Origin of the sequence: Pseudomonas brassicacearum, assembly GCF_000585995.1 — a bacterium.
In the GTDB taxonomy this organism is placed as follows: Bacteria; Pseudomonadota; Gammaproteobacteria; order Pseudomonadales; family Pseudomonadaceae; genus Aquipseudomonas; species Aquipseudomonas brassicacearum_A.
The window spans coordinates 2,166,467-2,182,973 of the sequence record NZ_CP007410.1 but is presented as its reverse complement, the minus strand read 5'-3'; the positions used below and the strand labels follow the sequence as shown (position 1 = coordinate 2,182,973).

Here is a 16,507-nt window from a genome sequence, read left to right as displayed (position 1 = left end):
CCCATAGGACAGAGCACGCTCATGACTTCCAAGCTGGAACAACTCAAACAATTCACTACCGTCGTGGCCGATACCGGCGACTTCGAAGCCATCGCCCGCGTTAAACCCGTGGATGCCACCACCAACCCTTCCCTGCTGCTCAAGGCTTCGGCCATCCACGGCTACGCCGAGCTGCTGAACGCCTGCGTCGCGGACTGCAAGGGTGACGTTGGCCTGGCCAGCGACCGTTTTGGCGTGGCGGTCGGGCAAGAAATCCTGAAGGTGATTCCAGGGCGTATTTCCACTGAAGTGGATGCGCGCCTGTCGTTCGACACCGAGGCCATGCTGAAGCGGGCGCATCGTCTGATCGATCTGTACGAAAAGGCCGGCGTTGGCCGGGATCGCGTACTGATCAAGATCGCTTCTACCTGGGAAGGTATTCGCGCCGCCGAGCAGCTGGAGCGTGAAGGCATCCAGTGCAACCTGACCTTGCTGTTCTCCTTCGCCCAGGCCGCGGCCTGTGCCGATGCCGGGGTGTTCCTGATTTCGCCGTTCGTGGGCCGTATCTACGACTGGTACAAGAAAGCCAATGGCAACGACTACACCGGTGCCGATGATCCGGGCGTGCAGTCGGTGACGCGCATCTACAACTACTACAAGGCCAATGACTACAAGACCGTGGTCATGGGCGCGAGCTTCCGTAACCTCAATCAGATCGAGCAACTGGCCGGCTGTGACCGTTTGACCGTCAGCCCTGAGCTGCTGGAAAAACTGGCCGCCGATGAAGGCAAGCTGGAGCGCAAACTGGCGCCAGGGCAAGCTGGGGAAGCACGCTTGATCCTCAATGAGGCGCAATTCCGTTGGTTATCCAACGAAGATGCCATGGCGACTGAGAAACTGGCCGAAGGTATTCGTCAGTTTGCCCGCGACCAGGAGAAGCTGGAGGCGTTGCTGCAAGCCAAGCTTTGAGCTGATTCAGCCGGCATGCAAAAAGGGCGAACCTGGTTGGGTTCGCCCTTTTTTATGCCGCTTGACTTAAGAGAGGTGGCGGGTCGAAAAACGCCATCGCGAGCAAGCTCGCTCCCGCAGGGGTTGTCGGTTGGGCTCGATTAAGAGAATGCCATAAAACCTGTGGGAGCGAGCTTGCTCGCGATGAGGCCGGTGCAGCCTACACAAGCCCAAGGCTCAAGGCCGCTCCAGCGCATTCACCAGGTCATGGAACGCTTCACGATTGGAGTCGTTGAGCCCCATCAGGATCTTGTGGGCTTCGAGCACCTTGATCCGCACTTCCTCTTCAGACTGGTCCTGGTCAGGCAGGTCGTCCAGGCACTCAGGGCATGGCACGGGATCGCCAACGATGTTGAACACCTGGTCGAAGCCCATGGACTGCAGAAGACGGGTGATGTCGTTATGGGTGGTGACGACGGTCGGCAGCAGGCCGACCTTTTGCCGCGACAGGATCGACAGCTTGGCCAGCAGGCCCAGGGTGGTGCTGTCAATGCTGCGGGTTTCGGTCAGATCGATCACGATGGCGCTGAAGTTCAGCGCGGTGAAGATCCGCTCAATAGTCGCATCCAGCGCCGAACACAGGGTCAGGCGCACTTCACCGACAAACTTCAGGACAAAGGTGCCATCCTGCTCGGCGAACTGGATTCTACCAGTACTCATCAAAGTTTCCTGCTCAACACTAACAGGGCGATATCATCCGGCATCTCCCCTAGCGTGGCTAATCCAAACACTTGACGCAAGCCTTCCAGGCTGCCGCCCGCTGCTCTCACCCGTTCAGGCAAGGCCGCTTCTTTCTCTTTGAGTGTAGGTTCTGTCAAAAGGTCCAAAATGCCATCAGACATCAGCGTCAAGCTGAATACCGGCGGCAACTCCAGCACGTGGTCTTCGTAGGTGGCCTCATTGAACAGGCCCACCGGCAAACCACGCCCTTCCAGATAACGAACACTGTCTGGTGTATACAACACCGGCAACGGCAGGTGACCGCCGATGCTATAGGTCAACAAACCTGTCTCCTCGTCGATGACCCCACCGACCATGGTGACGTGTTTGCCCAGCTTACAACTGATCAGGCCTCGGTTGATATGCCCAAGGACTTCTGATGGCTTGAATTCTGGCAACGTGCCGTTGCGCTTGGATTCGAACAGCAGACGCGTGGTCATGAACTTCAACAGCACCGTCACGAACGCCGAGGAAGCGCCATGGCCGGAAACGTCCGCCAGATAGAACGCCACTCGTCGCTCATCGACCCGGAAATAGTCCACGAAATCCCCCGACAGGTACAACGACGGGATGATTTGGTGGGCAAAACGGAAATCGTCGACGGTCCAAGGGCTGACCGGCAGCATGTTCATCTGCACCTGGCGCCCGGCGTTCTGGTCTTCCTGCAACAGGTTCAGGCTGGCTTCCAGCTCGCGGTTGGCAGTTTCCAGTTTTTCGCGGTAGCGCTGGTTTTCCACCAACAGGCGCGAACGGTCCAGGGCCCGGCGCACCGAGTGCTCGAGCACAGCCAGGTCTTCGAGGGGCTTGATCAGGTAATCCGCCGCGCCCAGGCGCAACGCCTCGACCGCGTCGTTCATCACGCCCGCGCCCGAAACCACGATCACCGGGGTCTGCGAGGAAATCTCGGTGACCTGGCGAATGAGTTCGAGTCCGCCCATCTGCGGCATGCGCAGGTCGCAGATGACCAGGTCGGGCTTATCTTGCTCGAATACCTGAAGACCCTGTTGGCCATTGCTGGCCTGCAGGACGCTGAAACCACTGTCTTCCAAGTAGGCTGCGAGACTGGCTCGCACCACTTCGTCATCATCGATTATCAGCAGCGTGGCACTGGTTTTTGGCATGTGGGCAAACGGCGCCAGAATTAGGTTGGCGTAGCGGGCTGGGGCAACTTGACCTGGCACGCACTACTGGATTCGCTTTCTAGCCTCTCTGTCGTACCAGCTTCAGGTCTTTGCCCTACACACAGTTACATCAGAGGTGCCCTTCTAAGGCGCAGACGGTACTCCCATCCGCGGGGCGTTTCAAGCTCAGGCAGATAGCCGCTTGCCGTCTTTATTTGTCAAAGCACAGAGAGTTATAAGAACCGAGCGAAGCGTAACTCAATGGAAGGATCAAACCGGCTCAAACACCGCCTCAAAGCACAGAAGGCGGCCTTTTGGGCCGCCTTCCTGGTTTATGAGTCGAAATCAAAAATCATCTTCGACTTGGCCATCCTTGACCTTGAATTCGCGGTTTTGCAGGTAGGCGTTGCGGATGAAGACATACTTGTCGCCGCTCACCATCTTCTCGGCCGACAACAGGCTGGCGCGGGTGTCGACGACGTTCAGGCCGCGAATTGAGTTACGCACCGAGACATTATCGATATAGCGATACGGGGCCGTGTAATCATCGACCAGCTTGGCCGGCGCGTCGCGCAAGGTGCTTGGGCCCAGCAGTGGCAGCATCACATACGGCCCGCTGCCCAAGCCCCAGTAGCCGAGGGTCTGGCCGAAATCTTCATCGCTGCGCTGTAGACCCATCTGGGTGCCCACGTCGAAGAAGCCCAGCAGGCCGAAGGTGGTGTTGAAGATCAATCGGGCCGTGTCGACCCCGGCAGCGGCCGGCTTGGCCTGCAGCACGTTGTTGGCGAGGTTGCCCACGTCACCGATGTTGCGGAACATGTTATGGATGCCGTCTTCGAGAAACTGCGGCGTCACGTACTGATAACCCTGGGCCAATGGCTTGAGCGCATAGGTATCGAGGGTGTCGTTGAAGGTGAAGATCGGACGGTTGATGCTTTCCCAAGGATCTTCTTCCGTAGCGGCCTGGGCGGCGAACGGAACCAGCAGGACGCCGGCGGAAAGACACAGCTGAGCTAGACGATGGCTCCAGCGCATAGGGGAAAACTCCTTGGATTGTTCAGGCAAGGGCGCCGAGCCCAGGCGGTAAGCTGGCTAGTATAAGGCGGAAAAGTCCTACTGGCAGCATTCAAAAGAAGAAGCAGATTCTAGGACACTTCTGCCACCCAGCGCCTTCATTTCACTGTCACCGGACTGTCATGGGGGGCCGTTAGGCTGCTGGTTATTTCAAGGACGTTCCCATGCCCCGCGCCGAAGCCCTGCCCCTCCCTGCTCCCAGCCTGACCGCCGTACTGTTTGGCCTTAGCGGATGCCTGGTGGATTTTGGGGCGCGCATTCGCCAGCCTGGGGCAGCACCGGTCGAGCATGCGCAACCAACGCTTGGCGCCCTCGAATGTTTACACCACTTACAACGTCAGGAAATTCCCTGCGCCTGGCTTGACGAACTGCCACCCGCCACCGGCCATGCCCTGGCGGCTTCGTTGCCGAGCTGGATCAAACCGCCGCAACTTCCAGCAACAAATAATCCATGGCCGGCGCCCCATGCCTGTTGGCAGGCCTTGATGGCACTGAACGTCCAGCAGTTGGACGGCTGCGTGTTGGTGAGTGGCGAGCCCAAGCTGTTGCAGTCGGGGCTCAACGCCGGTTTATGGACCATCGGGTTGGCGTCTTGTGGCTCATTGTGTGGCCTGGCGCCTGTCGAATGGCAGGCGCTGAGCCAACAGCAACGGGAAACCAAGCGCGCCAAGGCCACCGTGCAATTGTTCAGCCTGGGCGTGCATTCGGTGATCGATCACCTGGGCGAACTCGAAACCTGCCTGGCCGATATCAGCCTGCGCCGACTCAAAGGCGAGAAGCCATGACCGGGATCATGCAGGGTGCGTGAGGGTGGATTACTCTTAAGGCAAGCCATGGACTTTTGACGCACCGTCGCGGTCCATGGCTGTGCCTATCAATAAAGGGAGTACGCCAATGCCTGCCCGCGAATTGCAAGAACAGCTCAACACACTGCGCGAGCAATTGGACCAGAATCCACCGCTTACCGAAGTCGAGCGCGATGACCTGCACGCGCTGATGCAACAGATCGAACTTGAGCTTGAGTTGGAAACCCAAACACCGGACACCAACCTCGCCGACAATGTGAACCTGGCCGTCGAACGCTTCGAACTGGAACATCCCACCCTTGCCGGGACCTTGCGCAACATCGTGCAGGCCTTGGGCAATATGGGAATCTGACCCCCGCCAAATGCAAAAAAGCCCTGCTGTCGATAGCGGGGCTTTTTAACCTCTGCAATTTGAAATGCAATCCACTGTGGGAGCGGGCTTGCTCGCGAAAGCGGTGTATCAGTCGATATCCATTTGGCTGACATACCGCCTTCGCGAGCAAGCCCGCTCCCACATTAGAGACTCATTGGCGGACCAATCGGTGATTCGGCAATTGCACCGCTTCGGTACTGCGATACGGATTGATATCCAGCCCACCACGACGCACATACCGCGCATACACCGTCAACTTCTCCGGCTTGAGCAAGCGCTGCAGGTCGAGAAAGATCCGCTCCACGCATTGCTCATGGAAATCCGAATGCTGGCGGAAGCTGACGATGTAGGCCAGCAGACTGGCGTGATCCAGGGCCGCGCCGCGATATTCCACCGCCACGCTGCCCCAGTCCGGTTGGCTGGTCACCGGGCAGTTGGACTTGAGCAGATGGCTGTGCAAACTTTCCTCGACGATGCGTGAATCATCGCAACGCAGCAGTTCCGGGCGCGGGTGCTCGTACGAGTCGACGCTGATGTCCAGATCGTCGATGCACGCACCGGGCAGCGCCACGATGCCTTCGCTTTCCACATCCTTGAGGCTGCGAACTCGCACGCCCACTGGTTTCCCGGCCGCCGCCGACAGGTCCTGGCGCAGGGTGGCTTCCAGACTTGCGGTATCGGTGAACGGAGTCTGGTTCAGGGAGTTGAGGTACAGCTTGAAGGATTTGGACTCGATGATATTCGGCGAATCCGCCGGGATCGAGAATTCACCAATGGCCACCACCGGCTTGCCGGACGGCAACAGCCACGACAGTTCGAAACAGTTCCAGAAATCCACGCCCTTGTACGGCAAGGTCTCGGCCGTCAGGCCCAATTCCGCCCATTTCGCGGCGCGCGGGATCGGAAACAGCAGTGACGGCGTGTACGTGGCGATGTATTCGCTGGATTTGCCCAGCGGCGAATGTTCGGCTGCGGGATGCATGACGGAAACCTGACTGAAGAATCAGCGGATTCTATCAGCCTTTACCGCAGCCTTTGAGTGCTTACTGACTGACTGTCAGGTCGCCCTTCATCCCGGCCTGGTAATGGCCGGGGACATTGCAGGCAAACTCCAGGCGCGTGGCCTTGGTGAATGTCCAGGTCAGTTCGGCGGTTTTACCCGGCTCCACCAGCACGCTGTTGGGGTCGTCATGTTTCATGCCGGCCTGGTCGTGGTTCATGGCGCCATGATCCATCCCCGGCTTCATCGCGGTCGGCGTCATCTGTCCGCTCTGCTGCATCTTCAGCATTTCCTGCTGATGTTCGACGTGCATCGCGGCGTTGCCCAAGTTGAATTCGTGGAGCAACTGGCCTTTATTGATCAACACGAACCGAACGGTCTCCCCAGCCTTGATATCGAGCGCGCCAGGATTGAACGTCATGTCGCTCATCACCACCTCGATACTGCGACTGGCCTTGGCCGCCGGTGCAGGCTGGCCGAAATCAACATGGCCCGGCGATGCCCACGACGGCGCACCGAGAAGCAATGCGCAAGCGGCCAGGATCAAGCGGTTTCCCATTAACATGTTCATACTCCAAGCGGATAAGGTTCAGCTTGTGGAGAACTCTATCGCTGTACGCCTGCCAATCGGCTGACAGCTCGATTACAACTTTGTCAGGTTGCACCACGGCCCCACCGGCCACGGTATAACGCCCACGTTCAAACCCTGCCTTGAGCTGCCCATGAAACTGCTGATCGTCGAAGACCAAACGAAAACTGGCCAATACCTGCGCCAGGGCCTGAGCGAAGCCGGGTTCAACGCCGACCTGGTGGCCGACGGCATCACTGGCCAGCAGCTGGCATTGAGCGGTGAATATGCCTTGCTGATCCTCGACGTGATGCTGCCCGGCCGCGATGGCTGGCAGATTCTGCAAGCGGTGCGCGGGGCTGGGCTGGATACACCCGTGCTGTTTCTCACGGCGCGGGATGCGGTACAGGACCGAGTGCACGGCCTGGAGTTGGGTGCCGATGATTACCTGGTCAAGCCTTTCGCTTTTTCCGAACTGCTGGCGCGGGTGCGCAGCCTGCTGCGCCGGGGCAGCTCGACGCCCCAGGAAACCAGCCTGCAGCTGGCGGACCTGCGCCTGGACCTGATCCGCCGCCGCGTCGAACGCAGCGGTCGGCGCATCGACCTCACCGCCAAGGAGTTCGCCTTGCTGGAAATGCTCCTGCGCCGCCAGGGCGAAGTGCTGCCCAAATCCCTGATCGCGTCCCAAGTCTGGGACATGAATTTCGACAGTGACACCAATGTCATCGAAGTGGCGATCCGGCGCCTGCGCATCAAGATTGACGATGACTTCCCCAGCAAGCTGATCCACACCGTGCGCGGCATGGGTTATGTGCTTGAAGAGCGCAGCCTGTGAGGGGCCAGTGGTCGCTGAGCAGCCGCCTGGCCCTGCTGTTCGCCGCCTGCACCGCCGTGGTGTCGTTGTTTGCCGGGGTGTTGTTCAGCCGGGGCAGCGAGGCGCACTTCGTCGAGCTGGACCAGCAACTGCTGGAAGGCAAGCTGATCGGCCTGCGCCACGCCCTGCAAGACTTCGACGCCGAACAGGCCCAGGGCCGCCTGGAAGATGAACTGAGCCGTCAGGCCGACCTGGCGCTGCGCATCAAAGGCCGCGATGGCGTGCGCTGGTACGACAGCTCGATCCGGATTCCTGCTCAACTGCCGGAGCGTCCCGGCTTGTCCACCCTCAACGATGGCGACAACGCTTACCGCGTGTTGAACGCACCGCTGTATCCCGACCAACCCAGTTCGCCGCAACTGACGCTGTTGCTGGACATCACCCATCACCAGCACTTCCTGCAACGCATGCAGCGCCTGATCTGGTTGACCGTGGGTCTCTCGGCCCTGGCCACCGCCTTGCTCGGCGCATGGGCCGCTCGACGTGCCTTGCGGCCGTTGCGCCGCATGGGTGCAATCGCCGGCAGCGTCTCGGCCCGTTCCCTCAACGCCCGACTGCCTGAGGAGCAAATGCCTGCGGAACTGGCGGAACTGGCCCACAGCATCAATGCCATGCTCGGACGCCTCGACGATGCCTTTCAACGACTCTCGGCGTTCTCAGCCGACATCGCCCATGAGTTGCGCACGCCACTGTCGAACCTGTTGACCCACACCCAGGTCACCCTCACCCGTGAGCGCCCGCTGGAGGATTACCGCGAGGCCTTGCACAGTAACCTCGAAGAACTGCAATGGATGGCGCAGCTGGTCAACGACATGCTCTACCTGGCCAAGGCCGACCACGGCCTGCTGGCGCCCAACCGCGAACCCCTGGCGTTGGCAGCGGAAGTCGACGCGCTGCTGGAGTTCTTCGCGCCCCTGGCCGAAGACGCCAGCGTTCGCTTGAGCCGTGAGGGCGAAGGCCCCATCGAGGGTGACCGCAGCATGTTGCGCCGGGCCCTGTCCAACCTGCTGGACAACGCCCTGCGCTTCACCCCCAGCGGCGGCGAAGTGCGGGTGCGGATTGTCGATGAGGCTCAGGTGGTGTGCGTCAGCGTGGAGAACAGTGGCGAAGGGATTGCAGCGGACCTGTTGCCGCGCCTGTTCGACCGTTTCTACCGCGCCGACCCGGCCCGCCAGGAAGGCAGCAGCGAACATGCAGGGTTGGGACTTGCGATTACCCGCTCGATCATCCGCGCCCATGGCGGGCAGATCCGCTGTGAATCAGCCGATGGCTGGACGCGGTTCTTGATTGAGTTGCCCAAAGCCGGCCAGCCCTGACACAAACCCCTGTGGCGAGGGAGCTTGCTCCCGCTGGAGTGCGAAGCGCTCCCAAAAAATCTCAAAGCCTGCACATCATCCAGAATAAGCCCGTCGCCTTTTGGGGCTGCTGCGCAGCCCAGCGGGAGCAAGCTCCCTCGCCACAGAGGGTTGCGAAAGCCTTACGAATACCGCAACGCCTGCGCCGGCTCGATCTTCGCCGCACGCCACGCCGGGTACACGGTGGCGAGGAAGCTCAGGATGAACCCGGCGGAACAGATCAGCAGCACATCGCCGCGCTGAAGCTCCGACGGCAGGTTGCTGACGAAGTACACATCGGAGCTGAAGATGTGCTGCCCACTGACCCGCTCCAGCCAACCCACCAGGGCGCTGACGTTCAATGCCGCAATCACCCCAAGCACGCCGCCAATCAGCGTGCCGACCACACCGATCACCGTGCCCTGAACCATGAAGATCGCCATGATCTGCCGCGGCGTGGCGCCGATGGTGCGCAGGATCGCGATATCCGCGCCCTTGTCGTTCACGACCATGATCAGGGTGGCAATGATGTTGAACGCCGCCACCGCGACGATCATCAACAACAGCAAGCCAATCATGGTTTTTTCCATTTTCATGGCACTGAACAGACTGCCCTGAGTGTGGGTCCAGTCGTCGGCCTTGAAGTCTGCGCCGAGTCCGGTGGCAATGTCGCCAGAGACTTGCGGCGCGGCATACAGGTCTTTCACCGCCAGGCGTACGCTCTGCACCTGGTTTGGCTGCCAATGCTGCATCTGCGCGGCGTCGGCCAGGTGGATCAACGCCATGGAGCCGTCCAGCTCGGCGCCGACCTTGAACACGCCCACCACGTTCAACCGCTGCATCCGCGGGGTAATTCCGCCGGGTGCGGTGCTGACTTCCGGCACGATCAGGGTGATTTTGTCGCCGACGTTCAGACGAAAACGCCGGGCGGTGATTTCGCCGATCACCACGCCATATTCGCCCGGCTTCAACGCATCGAGGCGGCCCTGGACGATATGCTGGGCCACGATGGACACCTTGCCTTCCTGGGCCGGGTCAATGCCGCTGATCTGGATCGGCTGCATCGAACCCTTATGGCTGAGCATGCCTTCCATCTCAGTGAACGGCACGGCAGCGGTGACTTCGGGATTTTTCAGCGCCGCGGCGGCCACCGGCTGCCAGTCGTCGATCGGATTCACACCGACGATGGTGGCGTGGGGCACCATGCCAAGGATGCGTGAGCTCATTTCGCGCTGGAAGCCGTTCATCACCGACAGCACCACGATCATCGCCAGCACACCCAGGGCGAGGCCGATCATCGAGGTCATGGAGATGAACGAAACAAAGCGATTGCGGCGCTTGGCGCGGGTATAGCGCGTGCCGATAAAGATCGATAACGGTCTGAACATTCGCGGGGCACCGTATAAAAATAAAAGACCCGGCGTTCGTCACAAACACCGGGTTTCGGTCGGTCAGATGGGCGTCAGGCAACCTTCCTGCAAGTGCAGGACGCGGTCCATCTGCCGGGCCAGGTTCATGTCGTGGGTCACCACCAGGAACGCGGTGCGCATCGACGTGCTGAGTTCCAGCATCAAATCCTGAATGCCTTGGGCGGTGTGGGAGTCGAGGTTGCCGGTCGGCTCATCGAGCATCACCAGGCCAGGCTTGTTGACCAGCGCCCGGGCAATCGCCACGCGCTGGCGCTCACCACCGGACAGTTCGGCCGGTTTGTGCTCCAGGCGATGACCCAGCCCGACCCGCTCCAGCAAGGCCGTAGCGCGCTGACGGGCTTCAGGAATCGCGGTGCGGCCGATCAACAGCGGCATGCAGACGTTTTCCAACGCGGTGAACTCGGGCAGCAAATGGTGGAACTGGTAAACGAACCCCAGGGAACGGTTGCGCAGCAGGCCGCGGGCCTTTTCGTTCAGCGCCGAGAGTTCTTCGCCTGCCAACCAGACACTGCCGGAGGACGGCGTATCGAGGCCGCCCAGCAGGTTGAGCAAGGTACTTTTGCCCGACCCGGAGGTGCCGACAATCGCCACGCGCTCGCCAGGGTGCAGCTCCAGTTGCAGGCCCGACAACACCACCACCGACTCCGGGCCTTCCTCGTAGGATTTACCCAGGTTGCGGCAGCTCAAGATTGCTTTTTCACTCATGCCCGACTCACTCATAACGTAACGCCTCCGCAGGCTGGGTGCGCGCGGCACGCCAGGCTGGATACAGGGTGGCGAGGAAACTCAGGACCAACGCCGCGCCGCAGACCATCAACACGTCATCTGCCTGCAATTGCGACGGCAGGTAGTCGATGAAGTACACGTCGGCGTTGAGAAACTTGTGCCCGATCAGGCCTTCGAGGGCGGCAATCGCGGCGCGGACGTTCAGCGCGGCGAACATCCCGACCAAGGCGCCAACAATAGTGCCAATCACGCCGATGACGGTGCCCTGGACCATGAAGATCCGCATGATCTGCCCCGGCGTGGCGCCGAGGGTACGCAGGATGGCGATGTCGCCCTTCTTGTCGTTCACCACCATCACCAGCGTGGAGATGATGTTGAACGCCGCCACGGCGACGATCAGCAGCAACAACAGGCCGATCATGGCTTTTTCCATGCGGATCGCCTGGTAAAGGTTGCCGTGGGTACGGGTCCAGTCCCGGGCGTAGTAGCGGTCTTCGCCGAGTTGCTGGGCGAGGGTCCACGCCACACGCGGCGCCTGGAACAGGTCGTCGAATTTCAACCGCAGGCCCTGGACCTGATCCGGTTTCCAGCGATGCAGGCGCGCCAGGTCTTGGAGATTGGTGACGCCCAGGTAACCGTCCAGCTCACCAGCGCCAACATGGAAAATGCCAACCACGGTAAAGCGTTTCATACGTGGGAACATCCCGCCCGGGGTCACGGTGACTTCCGGCGCGACGAAGGTCAGCTTGTCGCCAATGGCCACGCCAAGCTTGGCCGCGGCCTTGTCGCCGATGACTATCCCGAAGCTGCCTGGCGCCAGGTCGTCGAGTTTTCCCTGCTGCATGAAGTTGTCGATGATCGACACCTGCCGCTCAAGCCCGGGGTCGATGCCATTGAGCAACACCTTGGAGACCTTGCCGTTGTTGGTCAGCAGCCCCTGCATCTGAGTGAAGGGCGCAACGGCCAGTACCTGCGGGTTCTGCTTGACCTTGGCGGCCAGGCTCGGCCAATCGCTGATGGCCTCGCCGGTTTCGAGGGTCGCGTGAGGCACCATGCCCAGCACGCGGGTGCGCATCTCATGATCGAAGCCGTTCATCACCGACAGCACGACAATCATCACGACCACGCCAAGGGCCAGTCCGATGATGGAAGTCAGGGAAATGAACGATACAAAATGATTGCGACGCTTTGCACGGGTATAACGCGTGCCGATAAATACGAAGAGAGGTCTGAACATGTCGGGGCTTGTTCGGAGGGAAAAGGAACGTCCTTGTGGCGGGGGTCACAAACCAGCTTTACACTCAGACCACCGCCGCTACCATGGGTTCGCCATGTCGACATTAGATGAAGAAGATCGCCGCGAATACTACCGTATCGAGGACACGATCGCACTGGAAATTCGGCCCCTCTCCATTCCTGAAGCTGCTGGCCAGGAAGTGTTGCAGGATGCTTCTCCACTGTTCAACCTGCTCAGTGAACTGCACCTGAGCGAATTCGAATCCCAGCATCTGCTGCGCCAGATCAGCGAGCGCGAGCGCAGCGTCGCGGCGTACCTCAAAGCAATGAACAAGCGCATCGACCTGCTCAGCCAGGTCATTGCCCTGACCGTGCTCGGCGAAATCGGCGAACCGCAACCGGTGATCATTTCCGAAGGCGGCATCGACTTCCAGTACCCCAGCGCCATCGCCGTCGGTACGCATTTGTCGGTCAAACTGGTGCTGATGCCGCAGGCGCTGGGCCTGCTGCTTCGGGCACGGGTCACCCACTGCGACCCCAAGGGCGACGGCTACGACGTCGGCACCGAGTTCGAGCGCCCGACCGACGCCCAGCGCCAGTTGCTGGCCCGCTACATCCTGCAGAAACAGGCGCAAGAACGGCGCCTGGCCCGGGAACTGAACGAATCAGGTATCAATAAGGAAGAACCGTGACCCTCATTTATGGCCACCGCGGCGCCAAGGGCGAAGCACCGGAAAACACCCTGACCGGCTTTCAGGAGTGCCTAAAGCACGGCGTACGCCGTTGCGAGCTGGACCTGCACCTGTCCATGGACGGCGAGTTGATGGTGATCCACGACCCGACCCTCAAGCGCACCACCGATCGCCGCGGCAAGGTGGTGGAGCATTCGGCCGCCGAACTGGTGACCTACGATGCGCGCAAGGGTGGACCGGGCTGGATCAAGCCGTGCCCGATTCCGCGCCTGGAAGAGCTGTTCGAGAAGTGTGATTTCGAGCATTGGCAGCTGGAGGTCAAGAGCGCCTCACGCACCCGTGCCGCCGCCACCGTGCTGGGGATCCGCGAAATGGCCCAGCGGTTCGGGCTGCTGGACAAAATCACTATTACCTCCAGCTCCCGGGAGGTGCTCAAGGCTGCCCTGGACTTGACGCCGGATATCTCCCGCGGCCTGGTGGCCGAATACGCCTGGCTCGACCCGTTGAAGGTCGCCCAGAGTTACGGCTGTGAGATTCTGGCGTTGAACTGGACCTTGTGCACGCCGGAACGCCTGATCAAGGCGCAGCGTCAAGGCCTGCATGTGTCGGTGTGGACCGTCAACGAGCCCGCGCTGATGCGCAGGCTCGCCGATTTTGGCGTTGACAGCCTGATTACAGACTTTCCCGGTTTGGCCACTGCCACCCTCGGGAATGGCTGAAATCGGTCTCCCCGGCCGGCTCAGGCCACCGGCCGGAGCCGCTCAAAAAAGCCGGTTGAGTCCGTCGTACGCCGCTACCCGATAGGCTTCGGCCATGGTCGGGTAGTTGAACGTGGTGTTGACGAAGTACTTCAGCGTGTTCAGCTCGCCCGGCTGGTTCATGATCGCCTGGCCGATGTGCACGATCTCCGAAGCCTGGTAGCCGAAGCAGTGCACGCCCAGCACTTCCAGGGTCTCGCGGTGGAACAGGATCTTCAGCATGCCTTGCGGCTCACCGGCGATCTGCGCCCGCGCCATGCTCTTGAAGAAGGCCTTGCCCACTTCATAGGGCACCTTGGCCTGGGTCAGCTCTTGCTCGTTCTTGCCGATCGAGCTGATCTCCGGAATGGTGTAGATGCCGGTCGGCACATCATTGACGAAGCGCCAGCTGCCGTTGTCGACGATGCTGCCGGCGGCCGAACGACCCTGGTCGTGGGCGGCACTGGCCAGGCTCGGCCAGCCGATCACGTCACCGGCGCCGTAGATGTTCGGCACACAGGTGCGGTAGTTCTCATCGACTTCGATCTGGCCGCGGCTGTTGACCTTCACACCGATGTTTTCCAGGCCCAGGGTGTCGGTGTTGCCGGTACGACCGTTGCACCAGAGCAAGGCGTCGGCCTTGATTTTCTTGCCGGACTTGAGGTGCAGGATCACGCCGTTGTCCACGCCTTCGACGCGGTCGTAGTCTTCGTTGTGGCGGACCGTGATGTTGTTGTTGCTGAAGTGATAGCTCAGGGCCTGGGAGATCTCCGAGTCCAGGAAGCTCAGCAACTGGCCACGGTTATCCACCAACTCCACCAGCACACCCAGGCCACTGAAGATCGACGCGTATTCGCACCCGATCACGCCGGCACCGTAGACGATGAGCTTACGCGGGGTGTGGCCCAGGCTCAGGATGGTGTCGCTGTCATAGATACGCGCGTGGTTGAAATCGATGTCGGCCGGGCGATACGGGCGCGAACCCGTGGCGATGATGATGTGCTTGGCCACCAGTTTCTCGACCACGCCATTGCCGCAGACCACTTCCACAGTCTGCTCGTCGGCAAAGCTGCCGGTGCCGAAGAACACGTCGACACGGTTGCGGGCGTAGTAGCCGGTGCGCGAAGCCACCTGCTTGGAAATCACCTTCTCGGCGCTCTTGAGCACGTCCGGGAAGGAGAACCAGCGCGGCTCACCGATGGCCCGGAACATCGGGTTGGTGTTGAACTGCATGATCTGCCGGACCGAGTGACGCAAGGCCTTGGACGGGATGGTGCCCAAGTGGGTGCAGTTGCCGCCGACTTGCCGACGGCTGTCGACCATCGCCACCTTGCGCCCTGCCTTGGCGGCGTTCATTGCCGCGCCTTCCCCCGCCGGGCCGGAACCCAGTACCACCACGTCGTAGTTGTAGACAGCCATGCGTACTCCTCAGAACAGGCCGCAGTACCTCATTTGGCACATACGGCTAAATCATGCCGGCCTGCGGCATGAAGGAACAATTTGAGGCCGGTTCACGAGCCCGGCCACAGTCTATAGAAGCGTCAACGCCGCGCACATTACCCCTTGGTCGCGTCGTAGGCTAGTTTTGCCTGCGCTATTTCGCCACAGGGGGCCTTTCAATACGCTGTCATCATTGGTTTTTTCCGTTACTAATCCGTTCAAACGCATCGTTAGTACGGGTGACAAAGCCATTGCCATCGCGCAGCACGAAAAATACCCCGATACCGTGCTTTTCGGCATAGTCCCAACCCCGTTCAGGACCGAGAATCAGCAACAGCGTCGATAGTCCATCGGCCATCAACGCCGAAGGATGAATCACCGTCACTGACGCCAGGTTGTGTAGGACTGGTGCACCAGTGCGTGCATCAAAGGTGTGGGAATAACGCGTCCCGTCCTGCTCGAAATAACGCCGGTAGTCGCCGGAGGTCGAAACTCCGTAGCCATTGACTTCGATGACACGCTCGGCCACTTGCCGGTCGTCCCGAGGCTCCTCCAGAGCAATGCGCCAGGCCGAACCATCGGGTTTACGTCCGGCAGCCTTGAGCTCACCGGTGGCTTCGGCCAGATAACTGTCGATGCCCAAGGCCTGGAGCCTGGCGGCGATCCGGTCGACGGCATAGCCCGCAGCGATGCTATTGAAGTCGACTTCCACCGCGGCGTCCTTGCACAGCCGGTCGCCGTCGATGCGCAAATGACCCTGCCCCACGCGCTGGCGCACCTGGGCCAAGGCTTGCGTGGTCGGCACTTTCTCTTCTCGGGATTGGGGACCGAAGCCCCACAGGTTGAGCAGCGGCTGCACCGTCAGGTCGAACGAGCCGTCGCTTTGAATGGATAACTGTTCACCAACCCGGATCAACTCGAGGACCGGGCCCGGCATGACCTGGCAGCTATTGGCCGGCAATGCATTGAAACGCTCGATGTCCGAGTCGCTGCGATAGGTCGAGAATTGCCGATCCACTTCGGCAAGGATGTTTTCCACCTCGGCCTGCACCGCTTTCGGACCGGGCGTGGCGGAATGCCTGACGTATTGAATGGAATAATGACTGCCCATGGTCGGGCCGTCGAAGCGCTCCAGGGTGTCGCCATTGCCGCAGCCGGACAAAACACCGACCAGGACCACAAGCCTTCCCCACCGTCCAGTTAACAAATCTTCATCTCCCCTCAAAACCGCGCCCGCCATTATGGGCTTCAGCGCGTGCATGCGCGAACCTGTGGGAGCGAGCTTGCTCGCGATGGCGGTGCGTCAGCCACATCGATGCTGGTTGATCCACCGCTATCGCAAGCAAGCTCGCTCCCACAGGGTGCAGCGCTTTCATACAAGATTTGTCA

The 16,507-nt window shown here is 60.7% G+C and carries 17 protein-coding genes; 7 read left to right on the top strand and 10 right to left on the bottom strand.

The features are described 5' to 3' along the window. Window positions 1–21: 21 nt before the first annotated feature. Entirely contained in the window at window positions 22–948 is a 927-nt protein-coding gene (gene tal / locus CD58_RS09455) for a transaldolase (RefSeq protein WP_025212774.1), read from the top strand. Between the two features lie 216 nt (window positions 949–1,164). Here the strand turns inward: tal and rssC are convergent, their stop codons facing one another. The 3 genes from rssC to CD58_RS09440 form a co-directional block, all read right to left on the bottom strand. Further along, window positions 1,165–1,647, bottom strand: coding sequence for an anti-sigma factor antagonist RssC (rssC, locus tag CD58_RS09450; protein WP_025212773.1), 483 nt, complete (start codon window positions 1,645–1,647; stop codon window positions 1,165–1,167). Then, a complete protein-coding gene (rssB, locus tag CD58_RS09445) occupies window positions 1,647–2,828 on the bottom strand; it encodes a two-component system response regulator RssB (protein WP_025212772.1) in 1,182 nt (393 codons plus the stop codon). Before rssB ends, rssC begins: the two co-directional genes overlap by 1 nt. 345 nt (window positions 2,829–3,173) lie before the next feature. Beyond that, window positions 3,174–3,863, bottom strand: a complete 690-nt coding sequence (locus CD58_RS09440) for a VacJ family lipoprotein (protein ID WP_025212771.1) — start codon at window positions 3,861–3,863, stop codon at window positions 3,174–3,176. Window positions 3,864–4,066: 203 nt separating this feature from the next. Between CD58_RS09440 and CD58_RS09435 the strand changes: the two genes are divergently transcribed. Together CD58_RS09435 and CD58_RS09430 are read left to right on the top strand one after the other, a co-directional pair. Beyond that, on the top strand, window positions 4,067–4,687 hold the full coding sequence (locus CD58_RS09435; protein WP_025212770.1) for a hypothetical protein: 621 nt from the start codon (window positions 4,067–4,069) through the stop codon (window positions 4,685–4,687). A gap of 109 nt (window positions 4,688–4,796) precedes the next feature. Continuing rightward, window positions 4,797–5,060 (top strand): DUF4404 family protein, encoded by a 264-nt coding sequence (locus CD58_RS09430; RefSeq protein WP_025212769.1) that lies wholly within the window; start codon window positions 4,797–4,799, stop codon window positions 5,058–5,060. 172 nt (window positions 5,061–5,232) lie between these two features. On the opposite strand, the gene queF is transcribed toward CD58_RS09430, so the two are convergent. Continuing rightward, window positions 5,233–6,063 (bottom strand): NADPH-dependent 7-cyano-7-deazaguanine reductase QueF, encoded by an 831-nt coding sequence (queF, locus tag CD58_RS09425; RefSeq protein WP_025212768.1) that lies wholly within the window; start codon window positions 6,061–6,063, stop codon window positions 5,233–5,235. A gap of 61 nt (window positions 6,064–6,124) precedes the next feature. Continuing rightward, window positions 6,125–6,646 carry a cupredoxin domain-containing protein gene (locus tag CD58_RS09420; RefSeq protein WP_025212767.1) on the bottom strand — a complete coding sequence of 174 codons (522 nt, stop codon included), beginning with the start codon at window positions 6,644–6,646 and terminating at the stop codon, window positions 6,125–6,127. 157 nt (window positions 6,647–6,803) lie between these two features. Here CD58_RS09420 and CD58_RS09415 point away from each other — a divergent pair, with 157 nt between their 5' ends. Beyond that, complete coding sequence (locus tag CD58_RS09415) at window positions 6,804–7,484, top strand: heavy metal response regulator transcription factor (protein ID WP_025212766.1); 681 nt, start codon at window positions 6,804–6,806, stop codon at window positions 7,482–7,484. Next, entirely contained in the window at window positions 7,481–8,839 is a 1,359-nt protein-coding gene (locus CD58_RS09410) for a heavy metal sensor histidine kinase (protein ID WP_025212765.1), read from the top strand. The genes CD58_RS09415 and CD58_RS09410 overlap by 4 nt, the downstream gene beginning before the upstream one ends. Before the next feature lie 161 nt (window positions 8,840–9,000). Here CD58_RS09410 and CD58_RS09405 read toward each other — a convergent pair whose 3' ends face one another. The 3 genes from CD58_RS09405 to CD58_RS09395 all read right to left on the bottom strand — a co-directional run bounded on the left by CD58_RS09405 (window position 9,001) and on the right by CD58_RS09395 (window position 12,250). Then, window positions 9,001–10,245 (bottom strand): lipoprotein-releasing ABC transporter permease subunit, encoded by a 1,245-nt coding sequence (locus tag CD58_RS09405; protein WP_025212764.1) that lies wholly within the window; start codon window positions 10,243–10,245, stop codon window positions 9,001–9,003. Window positions 10,246–10,308: 63 nt separating this feature from the next. Beyond that, on the bottom strand, window positions 10,309–10,992 hold the full coding sequence (gene lolD, locus CD58_RS09400; protein WP_200868909.1) for a lipoprotein-releasing ABC transporter ATP-binding protein LolD: 684 nt from the start codon (window positions 10,990–10,992) through the stop codon (window positions 10,309–10,311). A 7-nt stretch (window positions 10,993–10,999) separates the two neighbouring features. Then, window positions 11,000–12,250, bottom strand: coding sequence for a lipoprotein-releasing ABC transporter permease subunit (locus CD58_RS09395; protein WP_025212762.1), 1,251 nt, complete (start codon window positions 12,248–12,250; stop codon window positions 11,000–11,002). Between the two features lie 94 nt (window positions 12,251–12,344). On the opposite strand from CD58_RS09395, the gene CD58_RS09390 reads away from it, so the two are divergent. Continuing rightward, on the top strand, window positions 12,345–12,941 hold the full coding sequence (locus CD58_RS09390) for a PilZ domain-containing protein (RefSeq protein WP_025212761.1): 597 nt from the start codon (window positions 12,345–12,347) through the stop codon (window positions 12,939–12,941). Beyond that, window positions 12,938–13,660, top strand: a complete 723-nt coding sequence (locus CD58_RS09385) for a glycerophosphodiester phosphodiesterase (protein ID WP_025212760.1) — start codon at window positions 12,938–12,940, stop codon at window positions 13,658–13,660. Before CD58_RS09390 ends, CD58_RS09385 begins: the two co-directional genes overlap by 4 nt. 42 nt (window positions 13,661–13,702) lie before the next feature. On the opposite strand, the gene sthA is transcribed toward CD58_RS09385, so the two are convergent. After that, entirely contained in the window at window positions 13,703–15,097 is a 1,395-nt protein-coding gene (sthA, locus tag CD58_RS09380; protein WP_003183399.1) for a Si-specific NAD(P)(+) transhydrogenase, read from the bottom strand. Window positions 15,098–15,308: 211 nt separating this feature from the next. Then, window positions 15,309–16,298, bottom strand: coding sequence for an FAD:protein FMN transferase (locus CD58_RS09375; protein WP_025212759.1), 990 nt, complete (start codon window positions 16,296–16,298; stop codon window positions 15,309–15,311). Window positions 16,299–16,507: the final 209 nt, after the last annotated feature.